The sequence below is a fragment of the Aquirufa sp. TARAVU-A1A genome (genome assembly GCF_054558675.1).
Window position 1 is genome coordinate 110,158 of sequence record NZ_JBPXKP010000001.1, and the last position, 18,965, is coordinate 129,122.

An 18,965-nucleotide genomic window follows, 5' to 3' on the forward strand; every position below is an offset into this window, starting at 1 on the left:
GATTTATGGCGTCCATCTACATGAGTCGGTCCTTATGGGAATACAAATTCCGTAAACTAAGCTATTGGTTTTCGGCATGTTTTTCCTATGCCCAACTTTACCTTATGGTACGCCTAGCCCGAATTTCTCAGCCTGTTGTTGGGATTTTATTAGCCGAACATTTAGGCGACATTGTAGCTGCGGAACCCATTATTGCTGCATTGCGAATTAAGCATCCGAAGGCACGCATCGTTTGGATCGTCAAAGATTTGTACCAAGGCCTTTTGGAAAACCACCCTCAAATTGACCAAGTCGTCTGCGAACATTCAATTTTAGCTAGTTCGTGGTTATGCCAATATTCACCGTTCTCGCACTTTTATAATTTGCACATGAACGAATTACGCGTTGATCCCTATTTCAAGCTTTCCCTTTTCAATGAACAAGCTGAAAAAATCGGTTTAAACAAGCATAATTATTACGAACGGGGTAATTTGTTGAAAGGTATATTCGATTTGTGTGATATCCCCTATCGAGAATCTTTACAACCCAAATTGTATCTGGGAAAAGGAAAATCATGGGATTTACCAGGAAAATACTGGGTGATACATCGGAAATCGAATGGTGCCGACCGTGAATGGCAGGACCAACATTGGATCACCTTGATTGACCAAGCAATTGCGACTTATGATATTTCCATCGTAGAAGTAGGGGCATCTGATGGCTTAGCCATTAAGCATCCAAAATTCATTTCGATGGTTGGGAAAACAAGTGTTGCCGATATGGCAAACATCATCTCAGGCGCTCTATTTTTTATTGGCATCGATTCTGGCCCGGCACATATTGCGAATGCCTTTGAAATCCCAGGGCTACTATTAATGGGAACGTATAAAAACTTTAAAAACCACATGCCATACTCAGGCTCATATGAACAAGGTCGCGCGATGATTTACCATAATCCAGATGGTTCGTCGGCCGACATTTCATTCGAAACCGTGTGGCAACAACTAAGTACATTAAAACCAATTCCTCAAACGCAATTGGCCTAAACCTATTCAACCTATGGCATCATTATCAGACATCAGCATTAAACGCCCCGTACTATCTATCGTCATGTCCGTGACGATTATCGTATTTGGCTTAATTGGCTATTCCTACTTAGGAATTCGTGAATATCCATCGGTTGACCCTCCCGTCGTAACCGTCCAAACGAGTTATACAGGTGCGAATGCAGACATCATTGAATCTCAAATTACGGAGCCATTGGAGGAATCCATCAACGGAATTGCCGGAATTAAAACGCTCTCGAGCTCGAGCCGAGACGGTCGGTCTAACATCACCGTAGAATTTGACCTAGCGGTTAATATTGAAGATGCGGCCAACGACGTACGTGACCGTGTTTCACGTTCCATGGCCTTATTGCCCAAAGATGTGGACCCTCCTGTCGTATCCAAAGCAGATGCGGATTCCAATCCGATTTACAATTTAAATATTTACTCGAACACGCGGGATTTGTTAAGTCTCAATGAGATTGCTACACGTAATGTCAAAGAAAAGCTACAAACTATTCCCGGCGTAAGTTCCGTTCAAATGTGGGGCGAAAAGAAATACGCGATGCGCTTGCACATTGACCCAGAACGTTTGGCATCATTCCGTTTGACAGCACCCGATATTGTTAATGCCCTAACAAAACAAAACATTGAACTTCCCTCAGGAAGTATCGAGGGAAATAACACCGAATTAACAGTTCGTACGCAAGGTCGTATGACCTCTGTGGAGGACTTTAACAACTTGATTATCCGCGAGGAAGGCGATCGTTCTGTTAAATTTTCAGACGTAGGAAATGCAGAACTTGCCCCTGAAAACGAGAAGACATTCTTTAAGCGTGATATGGTACCTATGATTTCGATTGCGGTGATTCCCCAACCAGGGTCAAACCAAATTGAAATTGTCGATCAAATCCATCAAAAATTCAAGCAGATTCAAACAACCATCCCAAGCGATGTGATTTTGAAAGAAGGATTCGACAACACGAAATATGTGCGTAAATCAATTGAAGAAGTTGAAGAAACCATCTTAACCGCAATCTTATTAGTAACCATTGTGATCTTCTTGTTCTTGCGCGATTGGCGTTCGACAATCATCCCATTGACGGCCATTCCGGTTTCCTTGATTGGGGTATTCTTCTTTATGTATCTAGCGGGTTTCTCCGTAAACGTATTGACTTTGTTGGGAATCGTGCTCTCCATTGGACTTGTCGTGGATGATGCCATTGTTGTTTTGGAGAACATATATACCAAAATCGAAGAAGGTCTTTCCCCTTGGGAAGCAGCATTAGCCGGATCAAAAGAAATCTATTTTGCTGTAATCTCAACAACCGTTACGTTGGCGGCCGTATTCTTACCTGTGATTTTCTTACAAGGTATAACGGGCCAATTATTCCGCGAATTCGGTATAGTTGTTGCTGGTTCTGTGATCATTTCGGCATTCGTTTCGTTAACCTTAACGCCGATGCTTAGTTCTAAATTATTAAAAGGAGGACATAGCAAACCATGGTTCTACAATGTGACAGAGCCTTTTTTCGTTTGGATGACCGCAGCCTACGAAAACTCATTAAACGCATTTTTACGCGTTCGCTGGGTGGCATGGGTAGTCATGATCGGATTAATTGGTGTCATTTACACCTTATTCAAAACAGGTGCTATTCCATCTGAATTAGCCCCTTTAGAAGATCGAGGCCAAATGCGTATTAGCGCTACGGCACCCGAAGGGGCAACTTTTGATTATATGTTGAACTTCACCGATGAAATCACCCGCTTCATTATGAAGGAAATTCCAGAAAAAGAACGCAATGCAATTTATACCATTACGTCCCCTGGATTTGGTAATGCAGGTTCGAATTCGGGTATGATTCGTGTGTTGTTAAGTGATTCCAATGCGCGGAGAAGCCAACAAGCCATCGTCGATGCGCTACAACCCAAGGTTAAAAAATTCCCAGGTGCGAAGTCGATTGTAATTCAGGAGCCAACGTTACAGACAGGCCAACGAGGTGGTGGAGGTTTGCCGGTGGCTTTTGTTGTTCAGGGACCCAACTTTGAGAAGTTGAAGAAAATGATGCCACAATTCATGGCGAAGGTTCGCGACTCCCCTAAATTCGAGGTGTCGGATATTAACTTAAAATTCACGAAGCCGGAATTACGTTTAGAAATTGACCGTGAAAAAGCACAAAACTTGGGGGTATCCATTCAAGATGTAGCGCAAACATTACAACTAGGACTTTCCGGACGACGCTTTGGCTATTTCATCATGGATGGAAAACAATACCAGGTGATTGGACAAATTAATCGGTCACTTCGAAACGATGTGAATGACTTGAAATCGCTTTATGTTAAAAATAACCGCGGGGATTTGATTCAGTTAGACAACATGGTTAAGATCACGGAGCAAAGCACGCCACCACAATTATTCCGTTTCAATCGTTATTCTGCAGCGACTGTAACTGCCCAAATGGCGAAGGGAGTAACGTTAGGAGAAGCATTGGATGAAATGGACAAATTGGCGAAAGAGACTTTTGATGAATCGTTCTCAACTGCCTATGATGGACAGAGTAAGCAATTCAAGGAATCAAGCTCATCATTATTGTTTGCATTTGCCCTAGCGATTTTATTGATCTACTTAATCCTTTCGGCACAATTCGAAAGCTTCATCGATCCGTTTATCATCTTATTTACGGTACCACTAGCCGTAGCGGGTGCCTTATTATCACTCTGGGATTTTAGTCAAACGTTGAATATTTTCTCTCAGATTGGAATCATTGTATTGATTGGTTTGGTAACTAAAAATGGTATCTTGATTGTGGAGTTTGCCAACCAGAAAAAAGAAGGGGGATTAACAAAATTGGATGCTGTAAAAAGTGCAGCTACAGCTCGTTTCAGACCGATTATCATGACATCTTTGTGTACGATATTGGGTATTTTACCGATTGCCTTGGCATTAGGTTCAGGATCAACAAGCCGTGTTTCCATGGGTATTGCCGTGGTAGGCGGGATGTTGTTCTCAACAACTTTAACGCTTTATGTCATTCCTGCGATTTATAGTTATATGTCGCGTAATGTAAAAACATCTCATGCCGACTGATGAAATATGGATGCAACGAGCCCTCGACTTAGCCCAGCTGGGTGGAGGCTTTGTTGTTCCAAATCCATGGGTAGGTTGTGTTATCGTGCGCGATAACGTTTTACTCGGTGAAGGATTTCATGCACAATATGGTGGTCCGCATGCCGAAGTAAACGCGTTTAAGGATATCAAAGACGCGCGCGGGGCCACCGCTTATGTGAGCTTGGAACCTTGTAGTCATACGGGCAAAACGCCTCCTTGTGCCGACTTATTAATTAAGCATCAAGTATCCCGCGTAGTCGTATGTAATTTAGACCCCAATCCACTTGTTGGTGGCCAAGGTGTCACTAAGCTTGAAGCAGCAGGAATCGAAGTACATGCAGGTCTATTAGCCGAAAAGGGGGAATTGATTAACCGTCGGTTTTTCTATTTCCACCGGAATCGCAGACCTTATATCACAGTCAAGTACGCGAGTTCTGGTGACCAATTTATCGCACATCCGAATGGAGATGCTCACCTATTTTCAAACCCTATCAGCCAACAGCTCGTACACCGTTTACGGGCAGAACATCAAGCCATTTTGGTAGGAGTTAATACGGCTAATGCAGATAATCCAAGTCTGACAACTCGTGTTTGGCCAGGTAATTCTCCATTACGATTCGTGTTGGATCCACAAGCGCGCATGGATGAAAAGCTTCACCTATTGCAAGATGAATTCCCAACCTACATTTTCACGCATGGAGTGGCAAAATCAGAGGGAAATAAACACTGGATCGCCCTTGGCGCTGAAAATTACTTGCAAAAATTCATGGGCTATTGCAAGGAGAAGGCAATCCAATCCATTTTAATCGAAGGTGGGACAAAGACCATTGAAGCGTTTATTCAAGAAATCGATGTGCAAGAAATCATTCACATCGAATCAACCGAAGTTTTAGGTTCAGGCATAGCAACGCCAAATGTCCCATTCGTGGACGAAAGAACCTATCAACTAGGAAATGATAACCACTGGAAAGTTCGATTAGGCGAAGAAAATTTGGCCTAATAAATAGCAGTTCAGCGAGAGAATAATCGCAGAAACGACCCAAGCCAACCAGGTCATCCAGGTAGGATTCACAAATTTCCCCATCCGATTAGCGTCACTCGTAAACCAAACTAAGGGAATCACAGCAAAGCTTAATTGCATGGACAAAACAACCTGCGAAAGAATCAACAATTCATTGATGTGAGATTCGCCCCAAATCCACGTAACAAAAAAAGCGGGTACGATGGCGATCAGTCGGGTGATTAAACGCCTTAACCAAGGCTTCATTTTCAAATCGATAAAACCTTCCATCACAATTTGTCCGGCTAAAGTTCCAGTCACTGTCGCATTTTGACCTGAGGCTAATAAGGCCACCGCAAATAATATACTCGCCCATTTTGTACCCATGACAGGGTCCAACAATAAGAATGCGTCTTGAATATCAGCAACATCTTGTCGGCCATTCCAATGAAACGCCGCAGCTGCCAAAATCAGAATACTCGCATTAATAAAAAAGGCAAAGCTTAACGAAATTGTGGAATCCCAGGTTGCGTATTTAATCGCTTTTCGCCGGTCGGTATCATTCTGTTCAAAAGCTCTTGTCTGCACAATGCTCGAGTGTAAATAGAGGTTATGCGGCATGACCGTTGCCCCTAAAATACCGATTGCCACATATAGTTGATGCTCATCCATGACGATGCTCGATTGCGGAAGTAATCCGCTCAAAACATGCGAAACGGCTGGCTGGGCCACCCAAATTTCATAGCCAAAACACAAGGTAATCACCGCCAACAAGGCCATGACGATAGATTCCAAGACGCGAAAACCACGATTCTGGAAATAGAGAATTAAAAATACATCGAGAATGGTAATGAGAATACCGGCCAAAATCGGGATGCCAAACAGCAAATGCAAGGCAAGTGCCGAACCAATTACCTCCGCTAAATCGCAGGCAGCAATGGCTAATTCACAAATAATCCAAAGAAAATAAACAACGGGTTTTGAAAATGAATCGCCACAAGCTTGAGCTAAATCGCGCCCCGTAGCCACACCTAATTTCAAAGCCAAATGCTGCAAAAGAATAGCAAATAAACTCGAGACAAGAATAACGGATAAAAGCGTATAGCCAAACTGAGCGCCTCCCGCTAAATCCGTTGCCCAATTCCCTGGATCCATATATCCCACGGCCACCATAAAACCTGGCCCAATAAATGCGCGCAAATTTTTCCAGAATCCTCCTCCTTTCGGAATGGGTATGGAAGCAAAAACCTCACTCATTGAGTTTTCTTGATGTGATTTGCGCCAAGAGTTGGACATAATTCGATTTTAACATCCAAATATACAAGAATTATGATGATTCAAAAATATTTTTTAGTCGGGTCTAAAAAAATAATTTAAACAAATAAATGCTTATTTTTGAGCTCTAAATTCGCACAAATGTCCACCTCCTTTGCAGAAGAGAATTATCTGAAAATTATCTATCGCCTTTCTGAAGGTCACGATGACGATATTTCAACCAATGCTGTGGCAGAATTAACGCAGACAAAAGCGGCATCCGTAACCGATATGCTACGTAAACTCGCTGAAAAAGGCTGGGTACATTATCAAAAATACCAAGGCGTACGTTTAAGCCCTGCTGGAGAAAAGATCGCTTTAGGAATTGTTCGAAAACACCGACTTTGGGAGGTATTCCTTGTAGAAAAGATGGGCTTCAACTGGGATGAAGTGCATGAAATCGCAGAACAACTAGAACACATCGAATCCGATTCGCTGATCGATAAGTTAGATGAATTCCTCGAGTTTCCTAAAACAGATCCGCATGGAGATCCAATCCCAACCAAAAATGGGGTGATGCCTGAATTAGGCTATTTGCATCTCTCCGACATCAAAGCAGAGAAGCGTTGTGTGTTGATGGGCGTTGCAAAAGATTCGGCGGTATTTCTCCAATTACTCACAAAAATGGAACTGAGTTTAGGTGCGGCATTACATGTCCAAGAAGTGAATGCGTTTGACCGTTCGATTTCAGTGTCGATAGACAATGCTCCTGCTGTCTTCATTAGTCATGAAGTAGCGAAAAACATCTTGGTCAAATTAGCTTAATAAATCCAAGACTTCGTCCTCACTTAAATTTCGCAAGATACTTTCGTCGGAAGTAACCAACTCATTTGCGAGATCCAACTTACGTTGTTGCAGGGATAAGATTTTCTCCTCAACCGTCTCTTTCGAGATAAATTTATAGGTAAATACAGTCTTCTTTTGACCAATCCGGTGCGCACGGTCAATGGCTTGCGCCTCCGCAGCAGGATTCCACCATGGATCTAATAAAAAGACATAATCCGCAGCCGTCAAGTTCAAGCCCACTCCCCCCGCTTTTAATGAAATCAAGAAAACCGATTGTCCATCATCCTTCTGGAAACTCTCCACTTGACCTTTCCGATCAGCAGTACTTCCATCCAAATAAGCATAATCAATTCCACGCTCATCCAAAGCCTTGCGAATCAATCCCAAATGCTGAACAAACTGGCTAAATATTAAGACTTTGTGATGTTGCTCGAGTACAGTCTCCAACTTCTCTAAAACGGCTTCCATCTTACCCGATTCTCCTTCAAATCCATCTTCGCACAAGGCTGGGTGGTTGGCCAATTGGCGTAATTTCGTCAAGCCTTGTAACACAGAGAACCTTGATTTCTGTAAGCCTTCGTCTTTGATCTGTTTCAATAAAACATCACGGTAGAAGGACTTCGTTTTATCGTATAGTCGCTCCTGTTCCTCCGACATCGTGCAATAGGTTATCGACTCCATTTTCTCAGGTAAATCCGCTGCCACTTGTCTTTTTTCACGACGCAACAAATAGGGCTTAATTAAGAAGTATAAGCGCTTTTTCTGGTCACCATCCGCTTTCTTTTCAATAGGAACCTGGAAATGATCTTTGAAATAGCGTTGTGTTCCCAACAATCCTGTATTCACAAAATTCATTTGTGACCACAAGTCCATTGTCGAATTTTCCAGCGGCGTACCTGTCATCACTAAACGGAACTTCGCATTCAATTTTTGAACAGCCTTTGTGATGTTCGCCAATGGATTTTTTATCGCTTGCGACTCATCCAAAATCACATAGCTAAATGCTTGCTTCTCGAACCAATCGATGTCGGAACGAACCATTCCAAAGGAACATAAAATCAAATCCACCTTGCCAATTTGCGCTTGCAATTTCTCCCGCTGAGGTCCACTGTAAACCAAAACACGCAATTGAGGGGTAAACTTTTTGGCCTCCATCTCCCAGTTATACAATAAGGAAGTTGGCATCACCAACAAAGATGGCAAAGTCTCGCCTTGCTCTTTTAAACTCTGTAATAAGCAAAGCGTTTGAACCGTTTTACCTAGACCCATGTCATCGGCTAAACAAGCACCTAAACCCGCTGCTTGACGTGTACGCATCCACCTGTATCCTTCCAATTGGTAGGGACGTAAAGTTCCTTTGAAGTTCTTCGGAACCGGAAACTCTTTTGTTTCGAGTTTGAGATCATTGAGTGTTTTAGTGCGTAAGTTCGTTTTCACCAACTCTTGATTCTCCCATTCCTGAATTAACTGGAAGTGCTGCCGACGTAAGAAGACACCATCTTCACCTGGACGGGTTTCTGAGAAATAGAACAAATCTTGATAATCGTGGAACCAATTATCGGGTATGATCGCAATCGATCCATCAGGAAGATGGAACTCTTTCTTTTTCTGTAGAATTAATTGGCGAATCTTCAGAAATGGAATTTGGAAGCTACCAAACGAAATCACCGCCTGCACGTCAAACCAATCCAGTTTTTCACCGATACGAATCTTGATTTCTGGTTTTCCTAAGAAATACCTTGGCGCAGATCCATCGCCTTTAAACTGTACAGAGAACGCTCCCTGATCTAAATCTTGCTTATGTGCCGTGAGCCATTGAACTGCATCCGAACGCGAAATCGTTGCGCGGCCATCTGCTTCCATGGGTAATCCCATGGACTTCAATGCTTGAAAAGCACGCTTTTCCTTGGTCAGCGAACGCATGATTTTTTGAAAAGCATAGCTGTCGCCCTTTTTCTCGAAAAGGACATTGGCCTCCGCCGAAAGTCCATCCCAAGGGAAACGGTTATTACCGTATTGAAAAGAAAGGACAAATTGCCAACGGTCCGCAGCTTCTAAGGCTTTTTTGGCGGATACTTTTTCCTCCTCGTCCAGCTTAGGGGTTATCGGTCCGTAAGACAATAAATACTGGCAATTCTTCTCTGTATTCGTGATTTCAAAGCCTTTGGCATGTACGGGGTAACGCGCAACCATGGCTTTTACGAATTTCCGGAAATAATCTTCTTCCATGTTTCGCGGGATAACCACGAATTTTTTATTCAAAAAGGCGCGTAACTTCTTGCCTTCTAATTGCGGTTTGAAATGATAAAGCTTTTGATTCAATAACATCCATGCCGGCTCATCACAAAGAATCAAAGCATCTTTGTATTGAAATTCAAGCTTGTTCCCCTTGTATTTTAACGTTGGGAAGTAATGTGTATTCTCTTCATTTCGCATGAAATGGAAAAGGACCTCAACGGCTTCCGCCTGAATCTCGACAGATTGACGCATCGGATTTCCGTCGTTCCCCATGATGAAAAGCGTCTTATCTGGGCAAATCAATTCAAAAATCTGTGCACGGCGCTTTTCTACCACGGCGTGAACCGCTTCTTGGATCTCCTTCTCCCCTTTTTCCGCATCAAAGGTTTTTAAGTAAAATTCTTCCATGGTCTTACGCTTGGAAGTATTAAACTTTTCAAAAATCGCAGCAGGCTTCATTCCCTCAACCAATTTCACGGCAGTCTCATCACGCTCATCTAAGCCATGTGCAAACTCATGAAAATTGCGGGTTGTCAATGTTTGATACTCCCATGTCAATTGTCCTTTATCATTCAATTGAACAACAAAAACCTCGAACAAATAACCGAGGCATTCATGAGACAATAAGGAATAAACAACCTGAAAAGGTTTGTTTGGAGAGATCTTCATGTAGCTATTAAGAACCCGATTTAGCGAGTTCTATGAGTAAAACCTTCAAAAATAAGGTTTTTTCACGAAATAATACACAAAAAACAGAAATTATACGATTAGTTCTTACGAAGTCGGAGGCAAGCCCAATTACGCAAATTTGTTTCAGCCTCTAATACTAAGCCTAAGGGTTGAGCTGCTTGAGTTAGAAAAGGTATATCTTCCGCATAGAATCCGCTCAACAGTAAGTGACCGCCTGATGCCAAACGAACTGCATATTCGGCAATTTCATCCAACAAGATATTCCGATTAATATTTGCAATAACAACATCGTAGATCGTAGAGGGCTCATCCCGAATGGTACCTTCCTGAAAAGTTGCCATTTCACAATCATTCAAAGCGGCATTCTCAATCGAATTTTCGACAGACCAAGGGTCAATATCAAATCCATGTACACGCGAAGCACCCAGTTTCAAGGCGATAAAAGCAAGGATTCCCGTTCCGGTCCCAACATCCAACACCGATTTCCCTGCTAACGAAATCTCAAACATCGCTTGCACCATTAAAGTCGTCGTTTCGTGATGTCCAGTACCAAAAGACATTTTGGGATTAATAACAATATCCATCTCCACACTCGAATCCGGCTCATGAAAACTTGCGCGAATATTTACTTTATCCGAAATGCGGATTGGGTCATAATTGGTTTCCCAAACAGCATTCCAATTTTGTTTTTCGATTTCGGCCTCCGCAACATCAATCGGGCCCAAAAAACGATAGCGCTCAATAATTTCATGTGCTGCAGTCGAATCATAAAGGTCCATTGGACAATAAGCATTGATGCCTGAAGCGGTATCTTCGAAAATATCAAAACCAATTTCACTTAGCTCTGCCATTAAAATATCCGTGATCTCGACAGCCGCCGAAATTGTCAATTGCTTAGTCGCCATGCGATGGGTTTATTTATTGCGTTACCGCTTTGGAATCTTTTTTCCCGAAAACCGAGAAGTGAATGTAGCGCTTCGGCTGGGTACGGAAGTCGATGAGCAACTTATCTAAATCCAACAAGGATTTATTCAAGCCATTATACAAAGAATCACTCGTCAATAACTTCCCTGCGCTGCCTTGTCCTTGTTCAAGCTTCGTCACAATCTTCTGAAGAGACTGAATTGCTTTTCCCGCCTCTTGTAAGGTTTGACCTATGCGAACGGCTTGTAAAGAGTCTGCGACCGAATTGAATTTCGTCAACAATGGTTTCAATTGCTTTTCGGTTTCTGTTAAGCTTTGCGTCAATGATTTCATATTCGACGTAATTTGCTTAACGTTTGCCTTATTATCGCTTACGAGTTCCGTCACAGAACCATTGATGTTGGTCACCGCGGAATTCGAATTCTTAATTAACTCATTTAAATGCGTCCCTGTATGTTCGAATTTAAGACTAATCTTACGGAAGGAAATGAGGAGCGAATCGGCATTAGACAAAACAGGTAACGCACGCTCTTTTAAAAGTGCAGAAAGTCCTTTCTCCGTGGTTCCTTGAATGACACTTTCCGTAGGCAATGACCCTTTGCCCAATAATTCTAAACGCATTACCTTACCACCCAACAACGCGCCATCAGAAAGAACAACCAGCGTTTTATCCGGGAGAATCAAGTCCTTATTAATCCGTAACGTAACCTTGATTTTATTCCCATTTTCTGGCAAAAGCTCTACTTTTTTAACCTTACCTACCTCGATACCATTCAAAAGCACTTGATTGGAAGGCGTCAAACCATCGACATTGTCGTAGGTTACATAATAGATTTTGGAAGATGAAAACACATCATTCCCCTTTAGGAAGTTAAACCCAAAATAGAGGATCAGGAAGGCTATGAGGGCCAAAAAACCAACCTTTAATTCGTTGCTTTGAAACATAATGGGTTTATTTTTCGATTTCGTCTTTATACTTTTTGAACGCTGCCGTGATGGCATCAGCGACTTCCGCTTGGCCTTTTTCAGAATTCAAATATTCCTCTTCATTCGGGTTTGTTAAGAATCCCGTTTCCACCAATACACTGGGCATCGCTGTCCGCCAAATCACTAAAAAACCAGCTTGCTTAACCCCAAAACTCTTACGCTTGAAGGTCTTTGAAAACTCATCTTCCACATGGGAAGCAAACTTAACCGAGTTAGCCATGAAGGCACTTTGGTAATTTGCCATCATAATGTGCGCAAGCGGAGAGCTAGGATCAAACCCATTATAGGAAGTCTGATAATCCTTCTCTTGCAAAATAACGGAGTTTTCTCGTTTGGCTACGTTCAAATTCCCATCGGTTTTATGAAGACCCATGGTATAGGTTTCCGTCCCATATGCCGATTTATTAACCGCAGCATTGCAATGAACTGAAATAAATAAATCTGCTTTGTTACGATTTGCTATATCTGCCCGTTCAAACAACTCAATAAATTCATCGGTTTCTCGGGTATAAATCACCTTCATATCTGGGTATTCAGCTTTTAAACGTTTTCCCAATTCTAAGATGATTTTCAAGGTAACTTTCCCCTCTCTCGCTCCCGTAGGCCCCAAACATCCTGGATCCTTCCCCCCATGCCCTGCATCAAGACAGACCGTTTTGATGAGATTCTTTTTAACAGATCGAGTGGGCTCAACCGTCGGCATGGTCGCCGAAATAATTGACAACGCAAGCCCAATAACAAAAATAACTCGGATGGATGAAAACATTATTTTTAGATTATTACACTTAGGTACCACGCAATGATGTAATTTTGCAAATTCATTACAGAAGACAAATATAATTTTTAAATTCCATTTGGTAAAGAAATCCACATATTACCTTTTACTATGCTTTGGCCTATTCTGCGTCTTACCGACGATGAATGCCCAGCGGGTAATTTTGGCGGATTCAACGCAAAAGAATTTGGCCAAATCGGATAGCCTTGCGAAACAACAGCAGGACCTCCAAACAACCGTTTTTTATTCTGCCGTGGATTCTACGGTCCTAGATGCCGACAAGCAAGTGGTTCACCTGTATGGAAATGCCAAGGTAAAATATGGAGATATTAGTCTCGAGTCGAGTTATATTCGATTGGATTGGGACAAAAATGAAGTATACGCGATAGGCAAATACGATTCTACATCTCACAAAATGAATGGCTTACCCGTGTTTACGCAGGGAGCCGACAAATACGATTCGGATGAGATACGCTATAATTTCAAGACGAAACGCGCAGCGATTAAGGGGATTGTTACCCAGCAAGGCGAAGGTTTTGTGCAAGGAAAAACGGTCAAGAAGGACGAGGAGGATAATTTATATATCCGAAACGCCATCTATACAACGTGTAATTTAAGTCATCCACACTTTCATATCAAGGCAAGTAAAATCAAAGTCGTAGGAAAAAAAGAAATCATTTCTGGTCCTTTCCATTTTGAACTAAATGACATTCCATTGCCCATTGGTCTACCCTTTGGTTTTTTCCCATATTCGCAGCCGAAAGAAGCGGGGAAATCGGGAATTTTAATTCCAACCTATGGGGAAGAGCCATCCGGGAGAGGATTTTATTTACGTGAAGGAGGTTATTATTGGGCAGCGAGCGAACATATTGGAATCCGTTTCACGGGTCAAATTTATTCCAAAGGTGGCTGGGGATTAGGAGCGAATTCGCAATATAACAAGCGGTATCGTTATGCTGGAAGTTTTAACGTCGCATTCAACCGAAACTCAAATGGGGATGAGTTCAATCCTACAAAGCGTACGGATTTTGCATTACAATGGTCTCATAGCCCACGAAGTTTAGGTAATTCAAGCTTCTCGGCTTCCGTGAATATTGCGTCCAACTCGTATAACCAATACAATAATTTTAACACGCAGCAGTATTTGTCAAACACCATTGGGTCATCTGTTCAATACACCAAAAACATAGGCCAAACGTTTCGAAGCAGCATCAGCCTTCGGATTAATCAAAATACGACAACACGTGTTTTCGACGCAGGCACAGAATTCAGTTTAGGACTGAACCAATTTCAACCCTTCAAGCGAAAGTCGAGTGTGGGCGACCGTTTTATGGACCAATTTCGCGTTGGACTTGACTTCTCAGGTGGCATTTCCTTAACGAATCAAATTGAAGACCCCTATACCCGCTACGAGTTTGATGTATTTCCACGCTCGACCAACAGCCAGCGCGGAATTATTCAAAAACCGTTTATCCCAACGAACGCGGATGATCTTCCACCCGGTGTCGTGGCCGTAAATGCAAGCACCATTCCGATGTTATGGGAAAAAGCACAAACGAAATTTAATTATAGCCTTCCTATTTCGTTACCAAACATCAAGTTAAATCGGTATGTCAATATTACGCCCGGCATTTCGTGGTCGGGAAATATGTATACACGTTCCTACAAATACACCTACATGAAATCGGATTCGACCGTTCGCATCGATACCGTTGGGGGACTACCTAAATTTAACTCCCAGATTTCGTTTTCTGCAAGTATGAATACACGTGTTTTCGGAACAGCACGGTTTAAAAAAGGCCGCTTGGAAGCATTGAGACACACGATGGTACCAACCGTCAGTGTAAGTTATACGCCAGATTATTCGGATCCAGCCTACGGTTATTTTCAAGATGTACGAATCAACAACCGGAAATTCATCAATGCAGAAGGGGTGGAACAAGTGGGTGATATCCGGCGAATAAGCACATTTGACCCACGTATATTATCGTATGGAGGTGCATCTGGAGCCATTAGTTTTGGGATTCAAAATACGCTTGAGGCTAAGTTGAAAACCAAGTCGGACACCGCAACGAAGCAAAATGAAAAAATCAGTTTGATCGATAATTTCGGTATTAACGGGAGTTATAACTTACTGGCCAAAGAATACCCCCTTTCAAACATTGGTTTCAATGCGAATTCCCGCGTGAAAGAATTCGATATCAACATCGGCGGAAGTGTAGATCCCTATTCCTATGTACAAGATGCGGCCTTCTTTGATATGGGTCGGCGAACCAATGAATACATGTTCAGTAAGGGGGAAGGATTAGGAAGACTTCAGTCGTTTAATTTATCAATTGGTCGGCGATTTGCCCCGAGTGCGGCCAAAAAACCTAAGACGAGTGAGATGGGGTCAGAAGCCCAACTCAAGCAAATAAACCGAAACATGGATGATTATGTCGATTGGAATGTACCATGGACATTTTCATTTTCTTATCAATTTAGTTATAACCGGATGGGCTTGGCAGATCCACAAAAAATCAGTGGCTTAACCTTTCAAGGGGATGTGAGCCTTAGTGAAAAATGGAAGTTCTCAGTGAGTTCAGGCTATGATTTTAAATACAGTGGTTTGACTTACACAAATATGTCGGTGCACCGCGACCTGCATTGCTGGGAAATGAACTTCAATTGGACGCCCATTGCAAGCCCATTCTTTGGCCGGGCGAGTAACTACTCATTTGACTTGCGTGTGAAGTCAAGTTTATTACAAGACTTGAAAATCTCACGCCGCAGAAGCTTCTACGATAAGGGTGGTTTTTAATTCAATTTATCCTTGAAAGCCTTCAAGAATTTATCCATTTTGGGCTTGATGACAATCTGGCAATAAGGCTCCATTCCGTTTTGATTGTAATAATCTTGGTGATAATCTTCGGCCGGATAAAAAGCTGAGGCATGTGTTATCTCCGTTACAATGGGATTAGGAAACACATGTTTAGCATTTAAGTTTTCTTTCCAAGATTCCGCCTGTTTCAATTGTTCTTCATTGTGCGCAAAAATCGCGGAACGATATTGCGTTCCTACGTCAGCACCTTGTCGATTTAATGTTGTTGGATCATGTGTCTGCCAAAAAACCTCTAATAAGGTTTGAAAAGATATCACGTTGGGGTCATAGGTGATTTGGCAAACTTCGGCGTGACCGGTTAGGCCCGAACAAACTTCGCGATACGTCGGATTTTTAAGCTTACCGCCCATGTAACCTGAAGTTACCGAGTGGACTCCTTTTAGCCGCTGATAAACAGCCTCTACACACCAAAAGCACCCAGCTCCGAAAGTAATTGTATCCATTTTTGTAGTTGTCAAGTTGGTTGATGAAGCCTTTGTTTTCGCTGAACTTCCGCACGAAATGTGAGCCAATGTGATGGAAATAAGTCCAATCATCGCAATATTTTTTAGCAGCTTATTCATTTCAGTTTAAATTTAGCGTAGTTTTGCGCTCCGTTTTCAAGGCTATAACGACAAAAATACATGAAAGGTTTTGAACAATCCATCGAAATAAATTGGACTGCCGCATGGCAAGATAGCCGATTTCGTTGGCAATTGATACTCGCAATCGCTGTATTTGCCATCTTCCCTTGGAAAGCTGACGACTATTTTCAATGGATTCAACAGCGCGAAGGAATCGTGATGCAGGATGTGATTTTGGCACATATTCCAGCTAAAAATGTTTCGATTCCCATATTTGCAATCATTTACTTAAGTGTCGCTTACCTGATTGTCCGAATCATTCGGCAGCCGAAGCACTTTCTCTGGTTTGCGTGGGCGTTCAATATAGAAACCCTCATGCGATTTACAAGCATATATTGGGTCGCATTAAATCCGCCTACTGGCTTAGTCGATTTACATGACCCCATTGCTGAAATGTTTATCTATGGTGAAAATTTAGCGATTACGAAAGACCTATTCTTTTCTGGGCACACGGCTACGATGGTCTTTGTTTGTTATTTTCTCCCTAGTGCAATAGAACGAAAAATTGCAGTGGTGTTAACGAGTGTATTGGGGTGCTTACTACTTATTCAGCACGTACATTACAGCTTGGATATTCTCGCAGCACCCATCGCGACGTGGATAGCCATTCGATTGGCAAGACGACTACTTAGCTGATTGAGAACGTTTATTCGTTGCCGACTTTACATCTAGTTTTTCAAAAACGGAATTATTTGAAATGTATTCGGGTATTACGTCCTTTATTTTAGCCACCAGGTTATTGGAATCTCCAGCGTTTAATAATTGACCCATTTCTAGCATCTGAGATTCCATAAATGCATAGCTAGGCGAGTTTACCTTGGCGACCAAAATCTTAGGATGATGCGTTGGAAGCGTATTCTCATCCGTATTCAACAATTCTTCATATAGCTTCTCCCCAGGACGAAGTCCCGTATACTTAATTTCGATATCACGATCAACCCGAAGGCCACTCAGCGTAATCATTTTTTTAGCAAGGTTGACAATCTTAACAGATTCCCCCATATCAAATACAAAAACCTCTCCTCCCTCACCCATGGTTGCTGCTTCTAAAACAAGTTCACAGGCTTCTGGGATTGTCATAAAATAGCGGGTGATTTCTGGGTGCGTAACGGTAACGGGCCCCCCTCGCTCAATCTGTTTTTTAAACAAAGGAATAACAGACCCACTAGATCCCAACACATTGCCAAAACGCGTTGCAATAAATTTCGTTCGAATGCCCTCTTTCCCGTTCAAGGATTGTGTGTACATCTCGGCAAAACGCTTCGTTGCACCCATCACGTTGGTCGGATTTACCGCCTTATCCGTAGAAACCATGACGAACTTTTGGACGGCATGCTCAGCCGCTAAATCTGCCAATACCTGTGTTCCAAGAATATTTACCTTAACCGCTTCATAAGGATTCTTTTCCATTAATGGCACATGCTTGTAAGCTGCAGCATGGAATACAAATGCGGGTTTATGTGCTTTAAAAATAGCTGATAGGCGCGTTTTATCCGTCACATCGGCAACCTTAACAACTAATTCTGTATTGGAAGGCATTACCCCTGATAACTCATATTCTAGATCAAACAGGCCCGATTCAGATTGGTCAATCAGGATAATTTTCGCCGGGAAATAAGCAATCAATTGGCGAACAATCTCACTACCGATCGAGCCCGCAGCACCAGTCACCAACACGGATTTTGAATTAATTTCTTGACTGATTTGCTTGTTGTTCATTTGAATTTCTTCACGGCCCAACAAGTCTTCAATTTTGACATTATGAATTTGGTTTAGCGCAAATTCTCCATTTACCCATTTGTCGACGGGAGGAAGAATTTTCACCACAACACCCCGGTCAAGAAACACATCGGAAATTTTCCGTTTGGCTTGAAGGCCAATGTTATTAATTGCCATGATGACCTGTAGTCCTTCGTAATGGTCTACAAATTTTTCCATGGCTTCTGACAAACTGAACACACGAATACCTTCGATGGTCTTATCGATTTTAGAAGCATTATCATCAATAAATCCAAGCACTTGATAATTTACACCTCGGTCATTTTGGATGACATTTTTTGTCAACATGCCCGAATAGCCGGCGCCATAGATTAATACCCCTACTGCCGGTTTAAATTCATTAATGAACGATTCGTAGAAAGACTTCACAAAAAAGCGAAGGGAAACCATCAAGAATAAACAGATAAAAAAATCAATCGCTAAGATGGATAGCGGGACATAAAGCAAGGTATTAATTCCCGTATAATAGCGAAGGCTTAACGAAAATAACCCAGCAATGGCTGTCCCAGTAAAAACAGCTTTTAAAATCAACACAGCATCTTCGATACTGGTGTGCCGGATAATGCCCGTATAGGATTTAAACCAAAGGAATACCCCTAGGCGAATGACAAATAAAAAGACAAAATGAAATTGAAAGCTATATAAGTCGATTTCGCTGTAGTGAAAATTCATCCGCAATAAGGACGAAAGCGAAAATGAAAACATGACAATCACCAAATCAATAGCAAGTACGAGCCATCTAGATAGAAAGCGATTCGAATACCTACGAATGAACAGCGATTGTGTCATGAAAACCTCTATTATTTATTCCACCTACAAATTTACAAATAAAGC

General features: G+C 42.2%; 13 protein-coding genes. 6 read left to right on the plus strand and 7 right to left on the minus strand.

Going from position 1 to position 18,965, the window contains the following annotated elements:
- Positions 1-5: 5 nt before the first annotated feature.
- Genes V7S75_RS00525 through ribD form a run of 3 tightly spaced genes read left to right on the plus strand, consistent with a single transcriptional unit; the run spans position 6 to position 5,134 of the window.
- On the plus strand, positions 6-1,025 hold the full coding sequence (locus V7S75_RS00525; RefSeq protein WP_459510759.1) for a glycosyltransferase family 9 protein: 1,020 nt from the start codon (positions 6-8) through the stop codon (positions 1,023-1,025).
- 13 nt (positions 1,026-1,038) lie between these two features.
- Positions 1,039-4,113: an efflux RND transporter permease subunit gene (locus V7S75_RS00530; RefSeq protein ID WP_459510760.1), complete on the plus strand. Its 3,075-nt coding sequence runs from the start codon at positions 1,039-1,041 to the stop codon at positions 4,111-4,113.
- On the plus strand, positions 4,103-5,134 hold the full coding sequence (gene ribD / locus V7S75_RS00535; protein WP_459510761.1) for a bifunctional diaminohydroxyphosphoribosylaminopyrimidine deaminase/5-amino-6-(5-phosphoribosylamino)uracil reductase RibD: 1,032 nt from the start codon (positions 4,103-4,105) through the stop codon (positions 5,132-5,134). The genes V7S75_RS00530 and ribD overlap by 11 nt, the downstream gene beginning before the upstream one ends.
- Here the strand turns inward: ribD and V7S75_RS00540 are convergent.
- Positions 5,111-6,430, minus strand: a complete 1,320-nt coding sequence (locus V7S75_RS00540) for an Nramp family divalent metal transporter (protein ID WP_459510762.1) — start codon at positions 6,428-6,430, stop codon at positions 5,111-5,113. The two genes, ribD and V7S75_RS00540, sit on opposite strands and share 24 nt — an antisense overlap.
- Before the next feature lie 120 nt (positions 6,431-6,550).
- Here V7S75_RS00540 and V7S75_RS00545 point away from each other — a divergent pair, with 120 nt between their 5' ends.
- Positions 6,551-7,213: a metal-dependent transcriptional regulator gene (locus V7S75_RS00545; protein WP_459510763.1), complete on the plus strand. Its 663-nt coding sequence runs from the start codon at positions 6,551-6,553 to the stop codon at positions 7,211-7,213.
- On the opposite strand, the gene V7S75_RS00550 is transcribed toward V7S75_RS00545, so the two are convergent.
- The 4 genes from V7S75_RS00550 to V7S75_RS00565 form a co-directional block, all read right to left on the minus strand.
- Complete coding sequence (locus tag V7S75_RS00550) at positions 7,205-10,141, minus strand: DEAD/DEAH box helicase (protein ID WP_459510764.1); 2,937 nt, start codon at positions 10,139-10,141, stop codon at positions 7,205-7,207. The two genes, V7S75_RS00545 and V7S75_RS00550, sit on opposite strands and share 9 nt — an antisense overlap.
- A 98-nt stretch (positions 10,142-10,239) precedes the next feature.
- On the minus strand, positions 10,240-11,067 hold the full coding sequence (gene prmA / locus V7S75_RS00555; RefSeq protein ID WP_459510765.1) for a 50S ribosomal protein L11 methyltransferase: 828 nt from the start codon (positions 11,065-11,067) through the stop codon (positions 10,240-10,242).
- Between the two features lie 13 nt (positions 11,068-11,080).
- Entirely contained in the window at positions 11,081-12,031 is a 951-nt protein-coding gene (locus V7S75_RS00560; RefSeq protein WP_459510766.1) for an MlaD family protein, read from the minus strand.
- 7 nt (positions 12,032-12,038) lie between these two features.
- Positions 12,039-12,839 (minus strand): N-acetylmuramoyl-L-alanine amidase family protein, encoded by an 801-nt coding sequence (locus V7S75_RS00565; RefSeq protein ID WP_459510767.1) that lies wholly within the window; start codon positions 12,837-12,839, stop codon positions 12,039-12,041.
- Between the two features lie 151 nt (positions 12,840-12,990).
- On the opposite strand from V7S75_RS00565, the gene V7S75_RS00570 reads away from it, so the two are divergent.
- A complete protein-coding gene (locus V7S75_RS00570) occupies positions 12,991-15,648 on the plus strand; it encodes a putative LPS assembly protein LptD (protein WP_459510768.1) in 2,658 nt (885 codons plus the stop codon).
- Here the strand turns inward: V7S75_RS00570 and msrA are convergent.
- Entirely contained in the window at positions 15,645-16,172 is a 528-nt protein-coding gene (gene msrA / locus V7S75_RS00575) for a peptide-methionine (S)-S-oxide reductase MsrA (RefSeq protein WP_459511142.1), read from the minus strand. The two genes, V7S75_RS00570 and msrA, sit on opposite strands and share 4 nt — an antisense overlap.
- Positions 16,173-16,352: 180 nt before the next feature.
- On the opposite strand from msrA, the gene V7S75_RS00580 reads away from it, so the two are divergent.
- A complete protein-coding gene (locus tag V7S75_RS00580) occupies positions 16,353-16,988 on the plus strand; it encodes a phosphatase PAP2-related protein (protein ID WP_459510769.1) in 636 nt (211 codons plus the stop codon).
- Here the strand turns inward: V7S75_RS00580 and V7S75_RS00585 are convergent.
- The gene (locus tag V7S75_RS00585; RefSeq protein WP_459510770.1) at positions 16,977-18,920 is read right to left on the minus strand and encodes a polysaccharide biosynthesis protein; all 1,944 of its coding nucleotides are present in this window, start codon (positions 18,918-18,920) and stop codon (positions 16,977-16,979) included. The two genes, V7S75_RS00580 and V7S75_RS00585, sit on opposite strands and share 12 nt — an antisense overlap.
- Positions 18,921-18,965: the final 45 nt, after the last annotated feature.

Coding starts and splice junctions, on each gene's coding strand:
- V7S75_RS00550 (WP_459510764.1), bottom strand. CDS start 10,141: ATGAAGATCTCTCCAAACAAACCTTTTCAGGTTGTTTATTCCTTATTG.
- V7S75_RS00525 (WP_459510759.1), top strand. CDS start 6: ATGGCGTCCATCTACATGAGTCGGTCCTTATGGGAATACAAATTCCGT.
- V7S75_RS00580 (WP_459510769.1), top strand. CDS start 16,353: ATGAAAGGTTTTGAACAATCCATCGAAATAAATTGGACTGCCGCATGG.
- V7S75_RS00585 (WP_459510770.1), bottom strand. CDS start 18,920: ATGACACAATCGCTGTTCATTCGTAGGTATTCGAATCGCTTTCTATCT.
- V7S75_RS00560 (WP_459510766.1), bottom strand. CDS start 12,031: ATGTTTCAAAGCAACGAATTAAAGGTTGGTTTTTTGGCCCTCATAGCC.
- prmA (WP_459510765.1), bottom strand. CDS start 11,067: ATGGCGACTAAGCAATTGACAATTTCGGCGGCTGTCGAGATCACGGAT.
- msrA (WP_459511142.1), bottom strand. CDS start 16,172: ATGGATACAATTACTTTCGGAGCTGGGTGCTTTTGGTGTGTAGAGGCT.
- V7S75_RS00570 (WP_459510768.1), top strand. CDS start 12,991: ATGAATGCCCAGCGGGTAATTTTGGCGGATTCAACGCAAAAGAATTTG.
- V7S75_RS00565 (WP_459510767.1), bottom strand. CDS start 12,839: ATGTTTTCATCCATCCGAGTTATTTTTGTTATTGGGCTTGCGTTGTCA.
- V7S75_RS00530 (WP_459510760.1), top strand. CDS start 1,039: ATGGCATCATTATCAGACATCAGCATTAAACGCCCCGTACTATCTATC.
- V7S75_RS00540 (WP_459510762.1), bottom strand. CDS start 6,430: ATGTCCAACTCTTGGCGCAAATCACATCAAGAAAACTCAATGAGTGAG.
- V7S75_RS00545 (WP_459510763.1), top strand. CDS start 6,551: ATGTCCACCTCCTTTGCAGAAGAGAATTATCTGAAAATTATCTATCGC.
- ribD (WP_459510761.1), top strand. CDS start 4,103: ATGCCGACTGATGAAATATGGATGCAACGAGCCCTCGACTTAGCCCAG.